We start from the raw sequence: 15,486 nt of genomic DNA, 5'->3' as shown, positions 1-15,486 counted from the left end.
TCCGCCCCGGCCGGCCCGTGCCGGTCAGACCCCTTGGCTGACCGAACTCATGTTGAAATCGGGAATCCGCAGCGCCGGGGTGGCGGCGCGGGTGAAGTAGTCGCCCCACTCGCGGGGCAGGGTGCGCTCGGTGCGGCCCGCCTCCGTGGCCCGGCCCATCAGGTCGACCGGCGACTCGTTGAACCGGAAGTTGTTCACCGCTCCGGTCACCTCGCCGCCCTCCACCAGGTACACGCCGTCGCGGGTCAGGCCGGTCAGCAGCAGCGTCGCCGGGTCCACCTCGCGGATGTACCACAGGCAGGTCAGCAGCAGGCCGCGCTCGGTGTCGGCGACCATCTCCGCCAGCGACCGGGTGCCGCCGCCGTCCAGCACCATGTTGTCCACCGCGGGTGCGAGCGGCGCCCCGGTCAGCTCGGCGCTGTGCCGGGTGGTGACCAGCTGGTTGAGGGTGCCCTCGCGCACCCAGTCCACCGGGCCGAGCGGCAGTCCGTTGTCGAAGACCGACGAGTCGTCGTCCGACGCGTGCGCGATGACGAACGGCGCTGCCTCCAGGCCGGGTTCGGCCGGGTCGCTGCGCAGCGTCAGCGGCAGCGCGGCGATCTTCTCGCCGATCCGGGTGCCGCCGCCGGTGCTGGAGAAGACCGTGCGGCCCTCGGCCGCGTCGCGGGCCCCGGACGACCACAGCTGGTAGATCAGCAGGTCCGCGACCGCGGTGGGCGGCAGCAGCGTCTCGTAGCGCCCGGCGGGCAGCTCCACCTTGCGCTCCGCCCAGACCAGCCGCTGCGCCAACTCGCTGTCCAGCGCCAGCGGATCGACGTCGGTGAAGTCGCGGGTGGAACGGCCCGCCCACGCGGAGCGGGTGCGGTCGGGCGACTTCGCGTTCACCTCAAGGGTGCCGGACGGCTGGTCGTGGCGGAGCCGCAGCCCGGTGGAGGTGCCCAGGTAGGTGGAGGTCACGTAGTGGTGCGCGAAGCCGTAGAGCTCCCGCCCGCCGGCCCGGGCGGTGCCGAACGCCTCGCCCAGCGCGGGCGCGAAGGCCGCGAACACGTCGGAGGAGGTCTCGGCGGGTGGCGCGGTGAAGTCGGCCGAAGGGGCGCGGCCGGCCACCAGCGGCTGGGCGTCCTCCGCGGGCCCGGCCTCCCTGGCCGCCGCCTCCGCGGCCCGCACCAGCGGCTCCAACTCGTCGGCGGTCACCGCGGACCGCGACACCATGCCGGAGGCGGTGCCCTGGGCGCCGTCGACGGTGGCGATCACGGTGAGGGTACGGCCGCGGGTCACGCCGTTCGTGGTCAGGGAGTTGGCCGCCCAGCGGAGATTGGCGCTGGACTCCTCCTCCGCGATCACCACGCAGCCGTCGGCCCGGGACAGCTCCAGGGCCCGCTCGACGATCTCGTGCGGCTTGGTCGCCGCGCTGCTGGCGCTGCTGGTCATCGGCCGGCCTCCTGCGTGGTGTTGAGAATGCTGACGTCCTGGAAGAGGGCCGACGGGCAGCCGTGGCTGACCGCCGCGACCTGGCCCGGCTGGGCCTTCCCGCAGTTGAACGCGCCGCCGAGCACGTAGGTCTGCGGGCCGCCGACCGCGGCCATGGAGCCCCAGAAGTCGGTGGTGGTGGCCTGGTAGGCGACGTCCTTGAGCTGGCCGGCGAGCTTGCCGTGCTCGATCCGGAAGAACCGCTGGCCGGTGAACTGGAAGTTGTAGCGCTGCATGTCGATGGACCAGGAGCGGTCGCCGACCACGTAGATCCCGTGGTCGACCGAGCCGATCAGCTCTTCGGTGGAGGGGCCGTTTGGCGCGGGTTGCAGCGACACGTTGGCCATGCGCTGCACCGGGACGTGGCCGGGGGAGTCGGCGTACGCGCAGCCGTTGGACCGCTCGAAGCCGGTGAGCTTCGCGATCCGCCGGTCGAGCTGGTAGCCGACCAGGACGCCGTCGCGCACCAGGTCCCAGGAGTGGGCGGCCACGCCTTCGTCGTCGAACCCGATGGTGGACAGGCCGTGTTCGGCGGTGCGGTCCCCGGTCACGTTCATGTGCGCGGAGCCGTACTTCAAGGTGCCGAGCTGGTCGAAGGTCGCGAACGAGGTGCCCGCGTACGCCGCTTCGTATCCCAGCGCGCGGTCCAGCTCGGTGGCGTGGCCGACCGACTCGTGGATGGTCAGCCAGAGGTTCGACGGGTCGACCACCAGGTCGTACCGGCCGGCCTCCACCGAGGGGGCGCGCATCTTCTCGGCGAGCAGGCCCGGGATAGCGGCCAGTTCGCCGTCCCAGTCCCAGGTGTCACCGGTCAGGTACTCCCAGCCGCGGCCGACCGGCGGGGCGAGGGTGCGCATCGAGTCGAAGTCGCCGCTGTCCGGGTCGACCGACACGGCGGTCAGCGACGGGTGCAGCCGGACCCGCTGCTGGGTGGTGCTGGTGCCGGCGGTGTCGGCGTAGAACTTGTTCTCCTGCACGGTCAGCAGCGAGGCGTCCACATGGGAGACGCCCTCCGCGGCCAGCAGCCGCGAGCTCCACTCGGCGAGCAGGGCGGTCTTCTCCGCGTCGGGCACGTCGAACGGATTGACGTCGTAGGACGAGACCCAGGTGCGGTCCGGGTGCACCGGCTCGGCGGCCAGTTCCACCGGGTCCTGCGCGCCGGCGGCGGCGATCACCTTCGCCGACAGCTTCGCCATCGCGACGGCCTGCGAGGCGACCTTCGCCGCGCCGTCCATCGTCAGGTCCACGCCGGCGGCGAAGCCCCACGCCCCGCCGTGCACCACCCGCACCGCGTACCCCAGATCCGTGGAGTCGGAGGCGCCGGCCAGGCGGGCGTCCCGCAACCGCCACGCCGCACTGCGCACCCGCTCCAACCGGAAGTCCGCGTGCTCGACTCCCAACGCCCGCGCCCTGGCCAGCGCGGCGTCGGCAAGCGCGCGCAACGGCAACGCCATGAACGACTCATCCACCTCATGCGGCACGACGATCTTCCCTTCCTTCGCGTCTTCGCAGTGAACCATGTCCGCGCCGTCCCGGGGCGGACGTTTTCGCCCGCCTGTGGATAACTCGCCGACCGGCCCTCCCGGCGGCCGGGACGCCGCGTTCGGACGGACCGCCGCGCCCGCGCCTGCCGCCCGGCGGCTCGGCCGAATCCAGGGCGGTGTCCGCGAGCGCGGTCCATCCGGTGAATTCCGACGGACCGCCGGATGTACACCGCCCGGGGATGCCGTCCGGAATGCGGAATTGCGGAGAGCGCCGTCCGGCCGCTTTCGCGGGTGAGCCGGGGCCGACCCGTCGGTTCGGCTTGCTCCTCGGGCCGGTTCCTCCGATGTGCCGACATGGCTGGTTTTCCCGTACGACGTGATTTCCGATCGGCCGGTGATGGTAATGCGGTGCCCGCTTCTTCTTCTCACCGGCACAACTTGTTCGATTCCCTTGCCTCTGGCTAGAGTCGGCCGCCATGACCGTAGACCCTTCGCTGATCCGTAGCAGTTTCAAGGTTGTCGAGCCGAACGGCTCGCAGGTGACTGCATATTTCTACGAGCACTTGTTCGCCAATCACCCCGAGGTGCGCCCGCTGTTCGCGCCGCACATCGACGAGCAGCGCGATCGCCTGTGGGCCGCCCTGGGCGCCCTGGTGGCGAACATCGAGAACCCCGAGACGCTGACCGGCATGTTGCAGAACCTGGGGCGGCGGCACGTGGGTTACGGCGCGCTGGCCGAGCACTACCCGGCCGTGGGCGCCAGCCTGATAGCCACCTTGCAGCACTACGCGGGCGACGCGTGGACGCCCGCCGTCGAGGAGTCCTGGACCGGTGTCTACGGCGTGATCAGCGACACCATGGTCGCGGCCGGCGATGCGGCCGCCCGCTGACCGAGCCGTCAGCGGCTCGCCGCGGCGAGCCGCCGAACGGCCCCCAACTGCACGGAGGTCACCCCTGATGTCGGATGCCGGTGGGTGGTCGTGAGCGATACCCAGGCGTTGCGGGACTCCTTCGCCCTGGTCGGCAAGTCCGGGGACGAGGTACCGCGGTACTTCTACTCCTACCTGTTCCTCATCGCGCCGCAGGTCCGGCCGATGTTCCCGGTGTCCATGGGCCAGCAGCGCGACCGGTTGGTCGCGGCCCTGGGCAGGATCGTCGCCGACGTGGACGACCCGGACCGCCTCGTCCCGTACCTACAGCAACTGGGCCGCGACCACCGCAAGTTCCAGGTGGTGGCCGAGCACTACGACGCGGTGGGACAGGCGCTGCTGGCCACCCTCGGCTACTTCCTGGGCGAGGCGTGGACCCCGGAGCTGCGGCGCGGCTGGACCGACGCCTACGGGCTGGTGGCCCGCACCATGTTCCAGGCCGCCGATGCCGACAGCGCGGTGAACCCGCCGTGGTGGAACGCCGAGGTGGTGCGGCACGAGCAACGCGCCTTCGACATCGCGGTCGTCACCCTGCGGTTGGACCAGCCGATGGCGTACGCCGCCGGTCAGTCCGTGATGGTGGAGACCCCGATGCTGCCGAGCACCTGGCGGTCCTTCACCCCGGCCAACGCGGTGCGCGCCGACGGCAGCATCGAGTTGCACGTGCGCTCCATCGACGGCGGACTGGTCAGTCCGGCCGTGGTCCACTCGCTGCGGCAGGGCGACGTGCTGCGCCTCGGGGCCCCGATCGGCGACCGGCTCGGGCTGCGGCGGTCGCAGGGCCGAGACCTGGTGCTGGTCGCCGGCGGTACCGGACTGGCCCCGATGCGCGCCCTGATCGAGGAGATCGCCTGGTACGGCCCGCCGCGCCGGGTGGACCTGTTCTTCGGGGCGCGCGACGCGAACGGCCTGTACGACATGCCCGCGCTGCGGCAACTGGCCGAAGCCCATCCGTGGTTGCGCGTCACCCCGCTGGTCGGCGCGGACTTCGGCAGCTTCGAGAACCGCAGTCTGGCCGGTCCCGTCCTGCGCTCGGGGGCCTGCCGCGGACGCTCGGTGTACGTCTGCGGCTCGCCGGCGATGGTCTCCGCGACGGTGCGCGATCTGGCGGCCGGCGGCATCCCCCACGACCTGCTGCACTACGAAGACGCTCGGTGATCGGAGACATGTGAACGAGACACGAGCACACCACCCGGAGGAGCGCCGGGTGACGCCCGAGACGCTGCGCTCGATGACGTTCCCCCGCGCCCCCCTGACCCGTCGCGGCTACCACGAGGAGGCGGTGCACGACGCGCTGCGCCGCTGCGCGGCGGAACTGACCGCGCTGGCGCAGGAGAACGACCGGCTGCGGACGGACATGCAGCGCCACCGGGACTGGATACGGGCGAACAACATCAGCGACGGCACCAACCTCACCGGTGTGCCGACCGTGGACGCGGTCCTGCAGCAGGCCCGCGCCCAGCAGTCGGCCGAGCAGACCGTCGTCGCGGCCCGCGATCAGGCGCGCACCATGGTGCGCGCCGCCCGGGTGCAGGCCGAGGCGATCCTGCAGCAGATCCGGGAGCAGGACGGCAAGTCGAGCGGCGCCGACCAGGAGGAGACCGAACGGCTCATCTCCTACCTGCGGCAGATCGCGCAGTCGCTGACCGTCACCGTGGACCAGTACGCCACGAAGCACACGTCCACCGACCTGCCGGCCGGCACCGGCCCGCACGGCACCTGACCGCCTCCCGCGTCGATGGGACGTATCCGCAGGCCCCAGGCACGCCGGGCACTGTAGGAACCCCACAGGGACCTCGTGAGCAGCCTGTACGGGGCGATTCCCCGGAACGCGACCGGTACCGATAGTTTTCAGGCAGACAGCCACGACCCATCGACGCAGGAAAAGAGTGATCCGTTGAGCCGCTCGGTTCTCGTCACCGGAGGAAACCGGGGCATCGGCCTCGCCATCGCCCGGGTCTTCGTCGACGCGGGCGACAAGGTCGCCATCACGTACCGCTCGGGTGAACCGCCTGCGGAACTGGTCGAGTCGGGCGTGCTCGCGGTGCGCTGCGACATCACCGACAGTGAGCAGGTGGAGCAGGCGTACAAGGAGATCGAGGAGAAGCACGGCACCGTGGAGGTGCTGGTCGCCAACGCGGGCATCACCCGTGACCAGCTCCTGATGCGGATGTCCGAGGAGGACTTCACCACGGTCCTCGACACCAACCTCACCGGCACCTTCCGCGTGGTCAAGCGCGCCAACCGCGGCATGCTGCGGGCCAAGAAGGGCCGGGTCGTGCTGATCTCGTCCGTGGTGGGTCTGCTCGGCAGCGGTGGACAGGCCAACTACGCCGCGTCCAAGGCCGGCCTGGTGGGCTTCGCCCGCTCGCTCGCGCGTGAACTGGGCTCGCGCAACCTCACGTTCAACGTCGTCGCCCCCGGCTTCGTCGACACCGACATGACCCGGGCGCTCTCCGACGAGCAGCGGTCCGGGATCGTCGCCCAGGTGCCGCTCGGCCGGTACGGCCGGCCCGAGGAGATCGCCGCCACCGTGCGCTTCCTCGCCTCGGACGACGCCTCGTACATCACTGGAGCCGTCATCCCGGTTGACGGCGGATTGGGCATGGGTCACTGATCACCATGAGCGGAATCCTCGAAGGCAAGCGCATCCTGATCACCGGCGTGCTGATGGAGTCGTCCATCGCCTTCCACGCCGCCAAGCTGGCTCAGGAGCAGGGCGCCGAGATCATCCTCACCGCGTTCCCCCGGCCCACCCTGACCGCCCGGATCGCCAAGAAGCTGCCGAAGCCGACGAAGGTCATCGAGCTGGACGTGACCAACGCCGAGCACCTGGCGGGCCTGGAAGAGGTCGTGCGCAAGGAGCTGGGCGGGCTCGACGGGGTCGTGCACTCCATCGGCTTCGCCCCGCAGGACGCGCTCGGCGGCAACTTCCTCGACACGCCCTTCGAGTCGGTGTCCACCGCGATGCACGTCTCGGCGTTCTCCCTGAAGTCCCTCACCATGGCGCTGCTGCCGCTGATGACCGAGGCCGACGGCCCGGACGCGGTGAGCGGCGGCTCGGTGGTCGGGCTGACCTTCGACGCGCAGTTCGCCTGGGGCCAGTACGACTGGATGGGCCCGGCCAAGGCCGCGCTCGAGTCGACCTCCCGCTACCTCGCCCGCTACCTCGGCGAGCAGAACGTGCGCTGCAACCTGGTGTCGGCCGGCCCGCTCGCCTCCATGGCCGCCAAGTCGATCCCCGGCTTCGGCGACCTGGCCGCCACCTGGGACACGCGCTCCCCGCTGGCGTGGGACCTGACCGACCCGGAGCCGGCCGGCCGCGGCATCGTGGCGCTGCTGTCGGACTGGTTCCCCAAGACGACCGGCGAGATCATCCACGTGGACGGCGGTCTGCACGCGGTCGGTTGATCCGACCGGCCGGCGGCACGCCCCGCGCCCGGCCCCTCGCGTACCCAGCTGGTGCACCCGGCCTCCTTGCCCGCGCGGGCAAGGAGGCCGTGCTCATGACCGGTACGTGAGGAACCGGCAGGAGAACGCGTGGTCGCGGGCCTCGGCGGCGGCGCCGTCGGCGTCGCGCGCGCGGATGGCGGCCAGCAGCCGGGCGTGGTCGACGTGGTCCTCCGGGCGCAGCTCGGTGCCGACGTCGGCGCGCAGGAAGTCGCGCAGCACCTCGCCGAGGTCCGCGTACAGCGCGGTGATCACGTCGTTGTGCGAGGCGGCCGTCACCGCGAGGTGCCAGGTGGCGTCGGCCTGGACGAAGTCCTCGGTGCTGCCGGAGTCCCAGGCCCGCTCGCGCCGTTCCAGCAGCGTGTCGAGCTTGCGCAGGTCCTTGTCGTCACGGCGCTCGGCGGCCAGCCGGGCCGCGCTGGCCTCCAGGGAGCTGCGCAGCTCGGCGACGTGCAGCGGATCGGCGTCGGCGAAGCGGCGGTGCATCACCCCGGCGAGTTCGCTGGTCGCGACGACGTAGGTGCCCGAGCCCTGGCGGATGTCCAGCAGGCCGTTGTGCGCCAGGGCGCGGACCGCCTCGCGGACGGTGTTGCGGGCGACGCCGAGGAGCGCGACCAGCTCGGACTCGGTGGGGATACGCGAGCCGACCGGCCAGCTCCCTGCGGCGATCTCCGCGCGCAGCCGCGCGATGACCTGGTCGGCGAGGGGCGCTGGACGAGACACGGGTCCGAGATTCATCCCATCATTCTATGATGGGCTCATGCACGATGACGAATCCCTGACCCTCGACCCCGCCGCGGCCGCACCGGAGCGCGCCGCGGGCCCGGCCGACGCCACCCGCGCACCCGCCCCCGTGGACCGTCCGACCCTGCCCGTCCCCTGGGTGCGCCGGCTCGTCGTCGTCGCCCTGATCCTCGCCGCGGTCAATCTGCGCCCCGCCGTCACCAGCCTCGGCCCCCTGCTCAAGGAGGTCCGCGACGACCTCGGCATGAGCGGCACCATGGCCGGGCTGCTCACCTCGGTGCCCGCCGCGTGCTTCGCGCTGTTCGGCTTCACCGCGCCCCGGCTGGCCCGCCGCTTCGGCCCCGGCGCGGTGGTCTGCGCCGGGATGGCCGCCATCGCCGGCGGCCTGCTGCTGCGCCCGCTGGCCGGCAACACCGCGGTCTTCCTGGTCACCAGCGCGCTCGCGCTGGCCGGGATCGCGGTCTCCAACGTGCTGATGCCGGTGATGGTCAAGCGCTACTTCCCCGACCGGGTCGGCACCGTCACCGGCGTCTACTCGATGGCCCTGTCGCTGGGCACCGCCGTGGCCGCGGCCGTCACCGTGCCGCTCACCGACGCGCTGGGCGGCAGCTGGCGGTGGGGCCTGGGCGTGTGGGCCGGGCTCGCCGCGGTGGCCGTCGTGCCGTGGCTGCCGCTGATACGGGACCGGTCGGGCCAGCGGCCGGCTACGCGGACCAGGACCGTACGGGACCGGGCCGCATCCCCGTCGGCATCCACAGCGACCGCCCCCGTACCCGCGCCCGCACACGGCGAGCACGGCCGGATCAGCCGCAGCCGTACCGCCCGGATGCTCGCCTGCTACTTCGGGCTCCAGAGCACCGCCGCCTACGTGACCATGGGCTGGATGCCGCAGGTCTTCCGGGACGCCGGGCTGTCCGCGGACAAGGCGGGCCTGCTGCTGGCCCTCACCATGGTGCTGGGGGTGCCGCTGTCGTTCGTGCTGCCCCCGCTCGCCGCCCGGATGGGGTCGCAGGGACCGATCGTCGTCACCCTCGCGGTGTTCCAGCTCGCCGGGTTCGCCGGGCTGTGGGCCGCGCCCGCCGCGGCACCCTGGCTGTGGGCGCTGCTGCTCGGCTTCGCCAACTGCGCCTTCCCGCTGGTGCTGACGATGATCGGGATGCGTGCGCGCAGCGGCGCCGGGGTCGTACGGCTGTCGGCGTTCGCGCAGAGCAGCGGCTATCTGATCTCCATCCCCGGACCGATCCTGGTCGGCACGCTCAACCAGGTCAGCGGCGGCTGGGGCCTGCCGATGGCGCTGATGATCGCACTGGTGGTGCCCCAGGCGCTGTGCGGCGTGCTGGCCGGCCGCAACCGCCATATCGAGGACGAACTGTGACCCCGGTGCGGGCCCTCCAGGAAGCGGTGCCAGACTGAACGTCATGCCCGTACTCGAACCGAATCCCCCGCAGCCGCAGCGGCGGTTGCTCATCGTCTTCGGCCTCATGATGGGCGTTCCCGCGATCGTCGCGGTCGTCGCCATCATCGCGGCCCGCATGGGTTAGACCGGCTCCGGCCCGGACCCCGACCGCGACCCTGAGGCGGAGGGTGGGGAGAACCCCACCTTCCCTAGGGGGCCAGGGTCAGGGTCAAGTGGGTGGACGACCGGATGGGCCGCCGCGCCCCGCCGCCGTAGCGTCGAACTGCACCTGGAAGAACAGCGATCCGGCAGTTCGACGGACCCAGCACGGAGGCGGTCACCGTGACCACGCAGTCCCCGCACCTGTACGAGCGGCAGCCCCGGTCCGCCGCCGCGCCCCGTGCCGACCGCGGCCCGGGAAGGGCGTCCACCGCGCAGACCCGGGTGCCGTGGTGGGCGGTGGCGCTGCCCGTGGTGGCGTTCGCCGTGCTGCTGGCGCTGCTCAGCGGCGGGACCGCGGACGCCTCGACGGCCGCGGCGCACGGCGACCTGTTCGGACGGCTCGCCGCGGTCTTCAGCGCGCTGGTGCACCACCTGATCTGACCCGGGCCCGGGGCTGGCGTGGATCGGGCCTGGACGCGGCCTGGACGCGGCCTGGATCGGGCCTGGACGCGGCGTGGACGCGGCCTGGAGCGGGCCCCGACCCGGCCCGATGCGCGTCCGGCCGGCCCCTGCCGTTATCGGCGGTCACCGGCCGTCACCGCCGGGGCGGGGCGTTTTCCCGGGGCGGCGGTGACGGCCGGTGACCTCGGGAGACCGGCCAGCCCGCGCCCGCCGGCCGGAATTCTGGAAAGCTGAAGGACATGACCGCCGATTCGACCCGCACCATCGTCCTGCTCAGGCACGCCAAGGCCGACTGGCCGTCCGTGCCGGACCACGAGCGCCCGCTGGCCGACCGCGGCCGGCTGGACGCGCCCGCGGCCGGCCGCCGCTTCACCGACGACGGCATCACCCCCGACCTCGCGCTGTGCTCCACCGCCACCCGCACCCGCGAGACGTGGAAACTCGTCGCGCACGAGATGACGCACCGCCCCAAGACCGTCTACGAGGAGCGGCTCTACGACGCGAGCCTCGGCGACCTGCTGGCCCTGATCGGGGAGACCCCCGACAGCGTCGGCTCGCTGCTGCTGGTCGGCCACAACCCGGGCATGCACGCCCTCGCCGAGGCGCTGGCCGGCTCGGCGGACAGCGACGCGCTGTCCCGGATGCACCGTGGCGGCTTCCCCACCGCGGCCTTCGCCGTCCTCACCTTCACCGGGCCGTGGAAGTCCGCCGAGCACGGCGTGGCCCGGCTCACCGGGTTCTGGGCGCCGCACGAGGGATAGCGCGCGCGACAGCGCGAGGAGCCCGCGGGAGCGCGGGGGCGCGGGGATGACGGCGAGCCCGCGGAACGGCGAGTCCGTGAGGAGCCCGCGGGAGCGCGGCGCGCGGCCGGATCGCGCGCCCGTCCCGTCCCGGCCTATCCCGGCCCGTCCCGGCCTATCCCGGCCCGTCCCGGCCTATCCCGGCCCGTCCCGGCTCAGTCGGTGACCGTGCCGTCCAGCGCGTCGGCCGCCTCGATCTCCTCGCGGGTGATCCCCAGCAGGTACAGCACGGTGTCGAGGAAGGGGACGGTCACCGCGGCGTCGGCCGCCTCCCGCACCAGCGGCTTCGCGTTGAAGGCCACGCCGAGGCCCGCGGTGTTGAGCATGTCCAGGTCGTTGGCGCCGTCGCCGACAGCCACCGTCTGGCTCAGCGGTACCCCCGCGAGCTGCGCGAAGGAGCGCAGCAGCCGTGCCTTCCCGGCGCGGTCCACGATCGGCCCGGTCACCTTGCCGGTCAGCCGCCCGTCGACGATCTCCAGGGTGTTGGCGGCCGCGAAGTCCAGCCCCAGCCGCTCCTTGAGGTCGTCGGTCACCTGGGTGAAGCCGCCCGAGACCACGCCGACCTGGTAGCCGAGCCGCTTGAGCGTACGCACCAGGGTGCGGGCGCCGGGGGTCAGCCGCACCTCGGCGCGCACCTTGTCCACCACGGACGCGTCGAGACCGGCCAGCAGCGCCACCCGCGCGTGCAGCGACTGCTCGAAGTCCAGCTCGCCGCGCATCGCCGCCGCCGTCACCTCGGCGACCTGCTCCTCGCACCCGGCGTGCGCGGCGAACAGCTCGATCACCTCGTCCTGGATGACGGTGGAGTCCACGTCCATGACCACCAGCCGCTGCGCCCGGCGCTGGAGCCCGGACGGCACCACGGCCACGTCCACCCCGCGCGCGGCGGACTCCAGCGCCAGCGCGGAGCGCAGCGCGGTGTGTTCGGCGCCGGACACCGCGAACTCCACCGCGGTCACCGGGTACTTCGCCAGCCGGAAGATACGGTCGATGTTGCCGCCGACCTCGGTGATCAGAGCCGCTATGGCCGCGATGGACTCCGGTACCAGCGGCCGGCCGAGCACCGTGACATGGGAACGGCCCGCGCCGCGGGGGCTGTTGTCGCCGATCCCGGAGATGATCTCGGCCTGCATCTTCATCGACTCGGCCCAGCCGTGCACGGTGACCCGCAGCTCGCTCTCCGCGCCACGGGCGGTGGGGGCGGTGACCAGCGCGCACAGCACGATCCGGCCACGGGTCACCACCTGCTCGATGTCCACCACGGCCACGTCGTAGCCGGCGAGCGTCTCGAAGAGCCCGGCGGTGAGCCCGGGCCGGTCCTTGCCGAAGATCTTGACCAGGAGGGTCGGCGCGTCGGCCGCGGGAAGCGTGGGGACGATCTCGTCCGCGGCGGCTGCCGGTGGGGTCTGCGGGGCGTCGTTCATGGTGCTCCCACCGTATCCGCCGTCCGCCGGCCGGGCACCAGCTGTCCCGGCTGGCGGACACCCGGGGCGCCGGGGGAGCGGGTGCCGTACGGCGGGATGCGGGGCGCGCGGGCCGGACAGGGACCGTACGGCCGGGCCGGGCCGGGCCGGGCCGGGGCGGTACGGCGGGACGCGGGTCGTGCGGTCCGGCGCGGGGCGCCCTGCCGGGGTGGTACTACTTATCCGGCACTCGCCGAACCGGGTCGGACCGAAGGCGTCGCGGCGCGGAACCGGGGGTGCGCAGGGTGCGTCGTGGGGCGTGGAGGGTGGCAATCGGTGACCGATCCGAGCCTGAAACAGTTCCTCCCGATGTTCGCAATCCCTAGACTGCCCCTCCATGGGGGACTTCGGGGGACAACAAATGGGGCATGGGGTGCCTGAACTCGTACTCGAACTCAACGGACAGACCTGGCCGCTGGACCCATCCCGGTCCTACAGCCTCGGCCGCGACCCGCAAGGCGACCTCGTCCTCGACGATCCGAGGGTGTCCTGGCGGCACGCCACGATCCGCCGCGGTGAACGCGGCTGGCTGCTGGAGGACTTGGGCAGCACCAACGGCACTTTCGTGCAGGGCCGGCGGGTCCAGAACGCCGACGTCGGCCCCGGCGCCGCGGTCCACCTCGGCAACGCGACCGACGGGCCCCGGCTGGACTTCACCGGTCCCGCGGGTGCGAGCGCCGGAGCGGGTGTGGGCGCGGCGGCCGCGGGGGCCGCCTCGGCCCAGGCCGCGCCGCAGTCCGCACCTCAACAGGCCCCGCAGCAGGCGGCCGCCTACCAGCAGGCACCGCCCCAGGCGCGCCCGCAGCAACCGCCACAACCGCCGCAGCAGCAGCCGCAGATGTACGCGGGACAGCCGCAGGGCGTCCCGCAGCAGGGGCAGCAGGGCGCGGGGGGTTGGGGCGCTCCGCCCGCGCAGGTCCCGCCGCAACAGCCGCCGCAGCAGGGCTGGGGCCGGCCGCCCCAGCAGCAACCGCAGCCGCCCGGCCCGCAGATGCAGCAGGCCCCGCAGCAACCACCGCAGCCGCAGCAGTCTCCGCCGCAGCAGCCGCAGGGCGGAGCGCCCGGCTACGGCGTGCGCAGCCCCACCACCTTCCACCAGCTCGCGCTGGGCCGGGTGATGAAGATCGGCCGTGCGCTGGAGAACGAGCTGGTCGTCTCCGACCTCCAGGTCTCCCGCTACCACGCGGAGTTCCGCGCGCACCCGGACGGCCGCTACGAGATCGCCGACCTGGGCAGCCACAACGGCACCTATGTCAACGGCCAGCCGGTGCAGCGCCATCTGCTGGGCCCCAACGACATCGTCGGCGTGGGCCACTCCACCTTCCGGCTGGTCGGCGACCGGCTGGAGGAGTTCGTCGACACCGGCGACGTGTCGTTCTCCGCGCGCCGCCTGTCGGTGACGGTGCCGCACGGCAAGACCACGAAGACGATCCTGCGGGACGTCTCCTTCGGGGTGCCGGAGAAGTCGCTGATCGGCGTGATCGGCCCGTCCGGCTCCGGCAAGTCGACCCTGCTGCGCGCGCTGACCGGCTACCGGCCGGCCGACCAGGGCGAGGTGCTGTACGACAACCGCAACCTTTACAAGCAGTTCGCGGAGCTGCGCCAGCGCATCGGCCTGGTCCCGCAGGACGACATCCTGCACAAGGAGCTCCAGGTCAGGACCGCCCTGCGGTACGCCGCCAAGCTCCGCTTCCCCGGCGACACCGCGACCGCGGAGCGCGAGGCGCGGATCGACGAGGTGCTGCGCGAGCTGAAGCTCGACATCCACGCCGACAAGAAGGTCACCTCGCTCTCCGGCGGCCAGCGCAAGCGCGTCTCGGTCGCCCTGGAGCTGCTGACCAAGCCGTCGCTGATCTTCCTGGACGAGCCGACCTCCGGCCTCGACCCGGGCATGGACCGCGACGTGATGAAGCTGCTGCGCGGCCTCGCCGACGACGGCCGGACCGTCCTGGTCGTCACCCACTCGGTGGCGGAACTGGCGCTGTGCGACAAGCTGCTGGTCATGGCGCCGGGCGGCGCGGTGGCGTACTTCGGCCCGCCGGACGAGGCGCTGACCTTCTTCGGCTACGACAACTGGGCCGACGTCTTCTCCGCGTTCGAGAACTACCGCGACTACGACTGGTCCGGCCGCTGGCGCGGTTCGCAGCACTACCAGACGTACGCCGCCGAGCTGGACCAGGCGGCCCCGCAGGCCGCGCACTACATCCCGTACCAGGCGGCGCGGCCGCCCAAGCCGCAGGGCTGGGGCTCGCAGCTGGTCACGCTGGTCCGGCGCTACCTGTCGGTGATCGTCTCCGACCGGGGCTTCATCGGGCTGATGGTGATCCTGCCCGCGGTGCTCGGCGTGGTCAGCATCCTGATCCCCGCCGACTACGGCCTCGGCCTCGGCAAGGCGCCGTACTTCCAGAACAAGGACGCGGGCACCATCCTGATGATCCTCGCGGTCGGCGCGTGCTTCGCGGGCGCGGCGAACTCGGTCCGCGAGCTGATCAAGGAGCGGGTGATCTACGAGCGGGAACGCGCGGTCGGGCTGTCCCGGTCGGCGTACCTGATGTCCAAGGTCATCGTGCTCGGCCTGATCACCGCGCTGCAGGGCGCGATCATCTGCGGCATCGGCTTCGCGCCGCGCAAGATGCCCACCCAGGGCGTCGTCCTGCACAGCCACCCGGGCGTGGAGATGACGCTGGTCATCATCGTGTTCGGCTTCACCTCGATGATGGTCGGCCTGATCATCTCGGCGCTGGTGAAGACGGCGGAGAAGACCATGCCGCTGCTGGTCATGTTCGCCATCGTGCAGATCGTCTTCACCGGGGTGCTCTTCCAGCTCTACGGCAAGCCCGGGGTGGAGCAGTTGTCCTGGCTGATGCCGGCCCGCTGGGCGGTGGCCGGGGCGGGTGCCACGGCGAGCCTCAACACGCTGCTGCCATGGGACCCGACCCGCAGGACGCATGACGCGCTGTGGCAGCACACCGCGGGCGCCTGGACGTTGGACGTCGTGGTGCTGCTGGCGATGTCCGTGCTGTGCGGCTTCGTCGTCGCCCGGCTGCTGCGCCGGCACGAGCCGGAGGTCATGCGGAAGTAGCCGGTCCGCGGCCCGGCCGCGGGCAGTTCAGGGCAGCGGAAAGG

The 15,486-nt window shown here is 72.5% G+C and carries 14 protein-coding genes; 10 read left to right on the top strand and 4 right to left on the bottom strand.

Annotated features, from left to right (window positions below; genetic code table 11):
* Positions 1 to 24 precede the first annotated feature (24 nt).
* The gene (locus ACIPAE_RS31140) at positions 25 to 1,431 is read right to left on the bottom strand and encodes a metallopeptidase TldD-related protein (RefSeq protein ID WP_402449772.1); all 1,407 of its coding nucleotides are present in this window, start codon (positions 1,429 to 1,431) and stop codon (positions 25 to 27) included.
* On the bottom strand, positions 1,428 to 2,951 hold the full coding sequence (locus ACIPAE_RS31135) for a TldD/PmbA family protein (RefSeq protein WP_329374391.1): 1,524 nt from the start codon (positions 2,949 to 2,951) through the stop codon (positions 1,428 to 1,430). The genes ACIPAE_RS31140 and ACIPAE_RS31135 overlap by 4 nt, the downstream gene beginning before the upstream one ends.
* 479 nt (positions 2,952 to 3,430) lie before the next feature.
* On the opposite strand from ACIPAE_RS31135, the gene ACIPAE_RS31130 reads away from it, so the two are divergent.
* The 5 genes from ACIPAE_RS31130 to fabI all read left to right on the top strand — a co-directional run bounded on the left by ACIPAE_RS31130 (position 3,431) and on the right by fabI (position 7,294).
* The gene (locus ACIPAE_RS31130; RefSeq protein ID WP_328462584.1) at positions 3,431 to 3,844 is read left to right on the top strand and encodes a globin family protein; all 414 of its coding nucleotides are present in this window, start codon (positions 3,431 to 3,433) and stop codon (positions 3,842 to 3,844) included.
* 90 nt (positions 3,845 to 3,934) lie between these two features.
* On the top strand, positions 3,935 to 5,041 hold the full coding sequence (locus tag ACIPAE_RS31125; RefSeq protein WP_366412474.1) for a globin domain-containing protein: 1,107 nt from the start codon (positions 3,935 to 3,937) through the stop codon (positions 5,039 to 5,041).
* A gap of 49 nt (positions 5,042 to 5,090) precedes the next feature.
* The gene (locus ACIPAE_RS31120; protein WP_328462580.1) at positions 5,091 to 5,606 is read left to right on the top strand and encodes a DivIVA domain-containing protein; all 516 of its coding nucleotides are present in this window, start codon (positions 5,091 to 5,093) and stop codon (positions 5,604 to 5,606) included.
* A gap of 174 nt (positions 5,607 to 5,780) precedes the next feature.
* A complete protein-coding gene (fabG, locus tag ACIPAE_RS31115) occupies positions 5,781 to 6,500 on the top strand; it encodes a 3-oxoacyl-[acyl-carrier-protein] reductase (RefSeq protein ID WP_328462578.1) in 720 nt (239 codons plus the stop codon).
* Positions 6,501 to 6,505: 5 nt separating this feature from the next.
* Entirely contained in the window at positions 6,506 to 7,294 is a 789-nt protein-coding gene (fabI, locus tag ACIPAE_RS31110) for an enoyl-ACP reductase FabI (protein WP_328462576.1), read from the top strand.
* A gap of 93 nt (positions 7,295 to 7,387) precedes the next feature.
* Here the strand turns inward: fabI and ACIPAE_RS31105 are convergent, their stop codons facing one another.
* Entirely contained in the window at positions 7,388 to 8,071 is a 684-nt protein-coding gene (locus tag ACIPAE_RS31105) for a FadR/GntR family transcriptional regulator (RefSeq protein ID WP_329370740.1), read from the bottom strand.
* 22 nt (positions 8,072 to 8,093) lie between these two features.
* On the opposite strand from ACIPAE_RS31105, the gene ACIPAE_RS31100 reads away from it, so the two are divergent.
* The 4 genes from ACIPAE_RS31100 (at position 8,094) to ACIPAE_RS31085 (ending at position 10,858) form a co-directional block, all read left to right on the top strand.
* Positions 8,094 to 9,452 (top strand): CynX/NimT family MFS transporter, encoded by a 1,359-nt coding sequence (locus tag ACIPAE_RS31100; protein ID WP_402449767.1) that lies wholly within the window; start codon positions 8,094 to 8,096, stop codon positions 9,450 to 9,452.
* Between the two features lie 43 nt (positions 9,453 to 9,495).
* Complete coding sequence (locus ACIPAE_RS31095) at positions 9,496 to 9,618, top strand: SGM_5486 family transporter-associated protein (protein ID WP_328462570.1); 123 nt, start codon at positions 9,496 to 9,498, stop codon at positions 9,616 to 9,618.
* A gap of 197 nt (positions 9,619 to 9,815) precedes the next feature.
* Positions 9,816 to 10,076, top strand: a complete 261-nt coding sequence (locus tag ACIPAE_RS31090) for a hypothetical protein (protein WP_329370744.1) — start codon at positions 9,816 to 9,818, stop codon at positions 10,074 to 10,076.
* 260 nt (positions 10,077 to 10,336) lie between these two features.
* Positions 10,337 to 10,858, top strand: coding sequence for a histidine phosphatase family protein (locus ACIPAE_RS31085; protein WP_328462566.1), 522 nt, complete (start codon positions 10,337 to 10,339; stop codon positions 10,856 to 10,858).
* A gap of 194 nt (positions 10,859 to 11,052) precedes the next feature.
* Here ACIPAE_RS31085 and serB read toward each other — a convergent pair whose 3' ends face one another.
* Entirely contained in the window at positions 11,053 to 12,321 is a 1,269-nt protein-coding gene (serB, locus tag ACIPAE_RS31080) for a phosphoserine phosphatase SerB (RefSeq protein ID WP_328462564.1), read from the bottom strand.
* A 400-nt stretch (positions 12,322 to 12,721) separates the two neighbouring features.
* Between serB and ACIPAE_RS31075 the strand changes: the two genes are divergently transcribed.
* Positions 12,722 to 15,442 (top strand): FHA domain-containing protein, encoded by a 2,721-nt coding sequence (locus ACIPAE_RS31075; RefSeq protein WP_402449762.1) that lies wholly within the window; start codon positions 12,722 to 12,724, stop codon positions 15,440 to 15,442.
* Positions 15,443 to 15,486: the final 44 nt, after the last annotated feature.

The sequence above is a fragment of the Streptomyces sp. NPDC087270 genome, assembly GCF_044744625.1.
Taxonomy (GTDB): domain Bacteria; phylum Actinomycetota; class Actinomycetes; order Streptomycetales; family Streptomycetaceae; genus Actinacidiphila.
This window is presented reverse-complemented; position numbering and strand designations above follow the sequence as displayed.

Coding starts and splice junctions, on each gene's coding strand:
- fabI (WP_328462576.1), top strand. CDS start 6,506: ATGAGCGGAATCCTCGAAGGCAAGCGCATCCTGATCACCGGCGTGCTG.
- ACIPAE_RS31095 (WP_328462570.1), top strand. CDS start 9,496: ATGCCCGTACTCGAACCGAATCCCCCGCAGCCGCAGCGGCGGTTGCTC.
- ACIPAE_RS31140 (WP_402449772.1), bottom strand. CDS start 1,431: ATGACCAGCAGCGCCAGCAGCGCGGCGACCAAGCCGCACGAGATCGTC.
- ACIPAE_RS31105 (WP_329370740.1), bottom strand. CDS start 8,071: ATGAATCTCGGACCCGTGTCTCGTCCAGCGCCCCTCGCCGACCAGGTC.
- ACIPAE_RS31130 (WP_328462584.1), top strand. CDS start 3,431: ATGACCGTAGACCCTTCGCTGATCCGTAGCAGTTTCAAGGTTGTCGAG.
- ACIPAE_RS31085 (WP_328462566.1), top strand. CDS start 10,337: ATGACCGCCGATTCGACCCGCACCATCGTCCTGCTCAGGCACGCCAAG.
- ACIPAE_RS31075 (WP_402449762.1), top strand. CDS start 12,722: ATGGGGCATGGGGTGCCTGAACTCGTACTCGAACTCAACGGACAGACC.
- serB (WP_328462564.1), bottom strand. CDS start 12,321: ATGAACGACGCCCCGCAGACCCCACCGGCAGCCGCCGCGGACGAGATC.
- ACIPAE_RS31100 (WP_402449767.1), top strand. CDS start 8,094: ATGCACGATGACGAATCCCTGACCCTCGACCCCGCCGCGGCCGCACCG.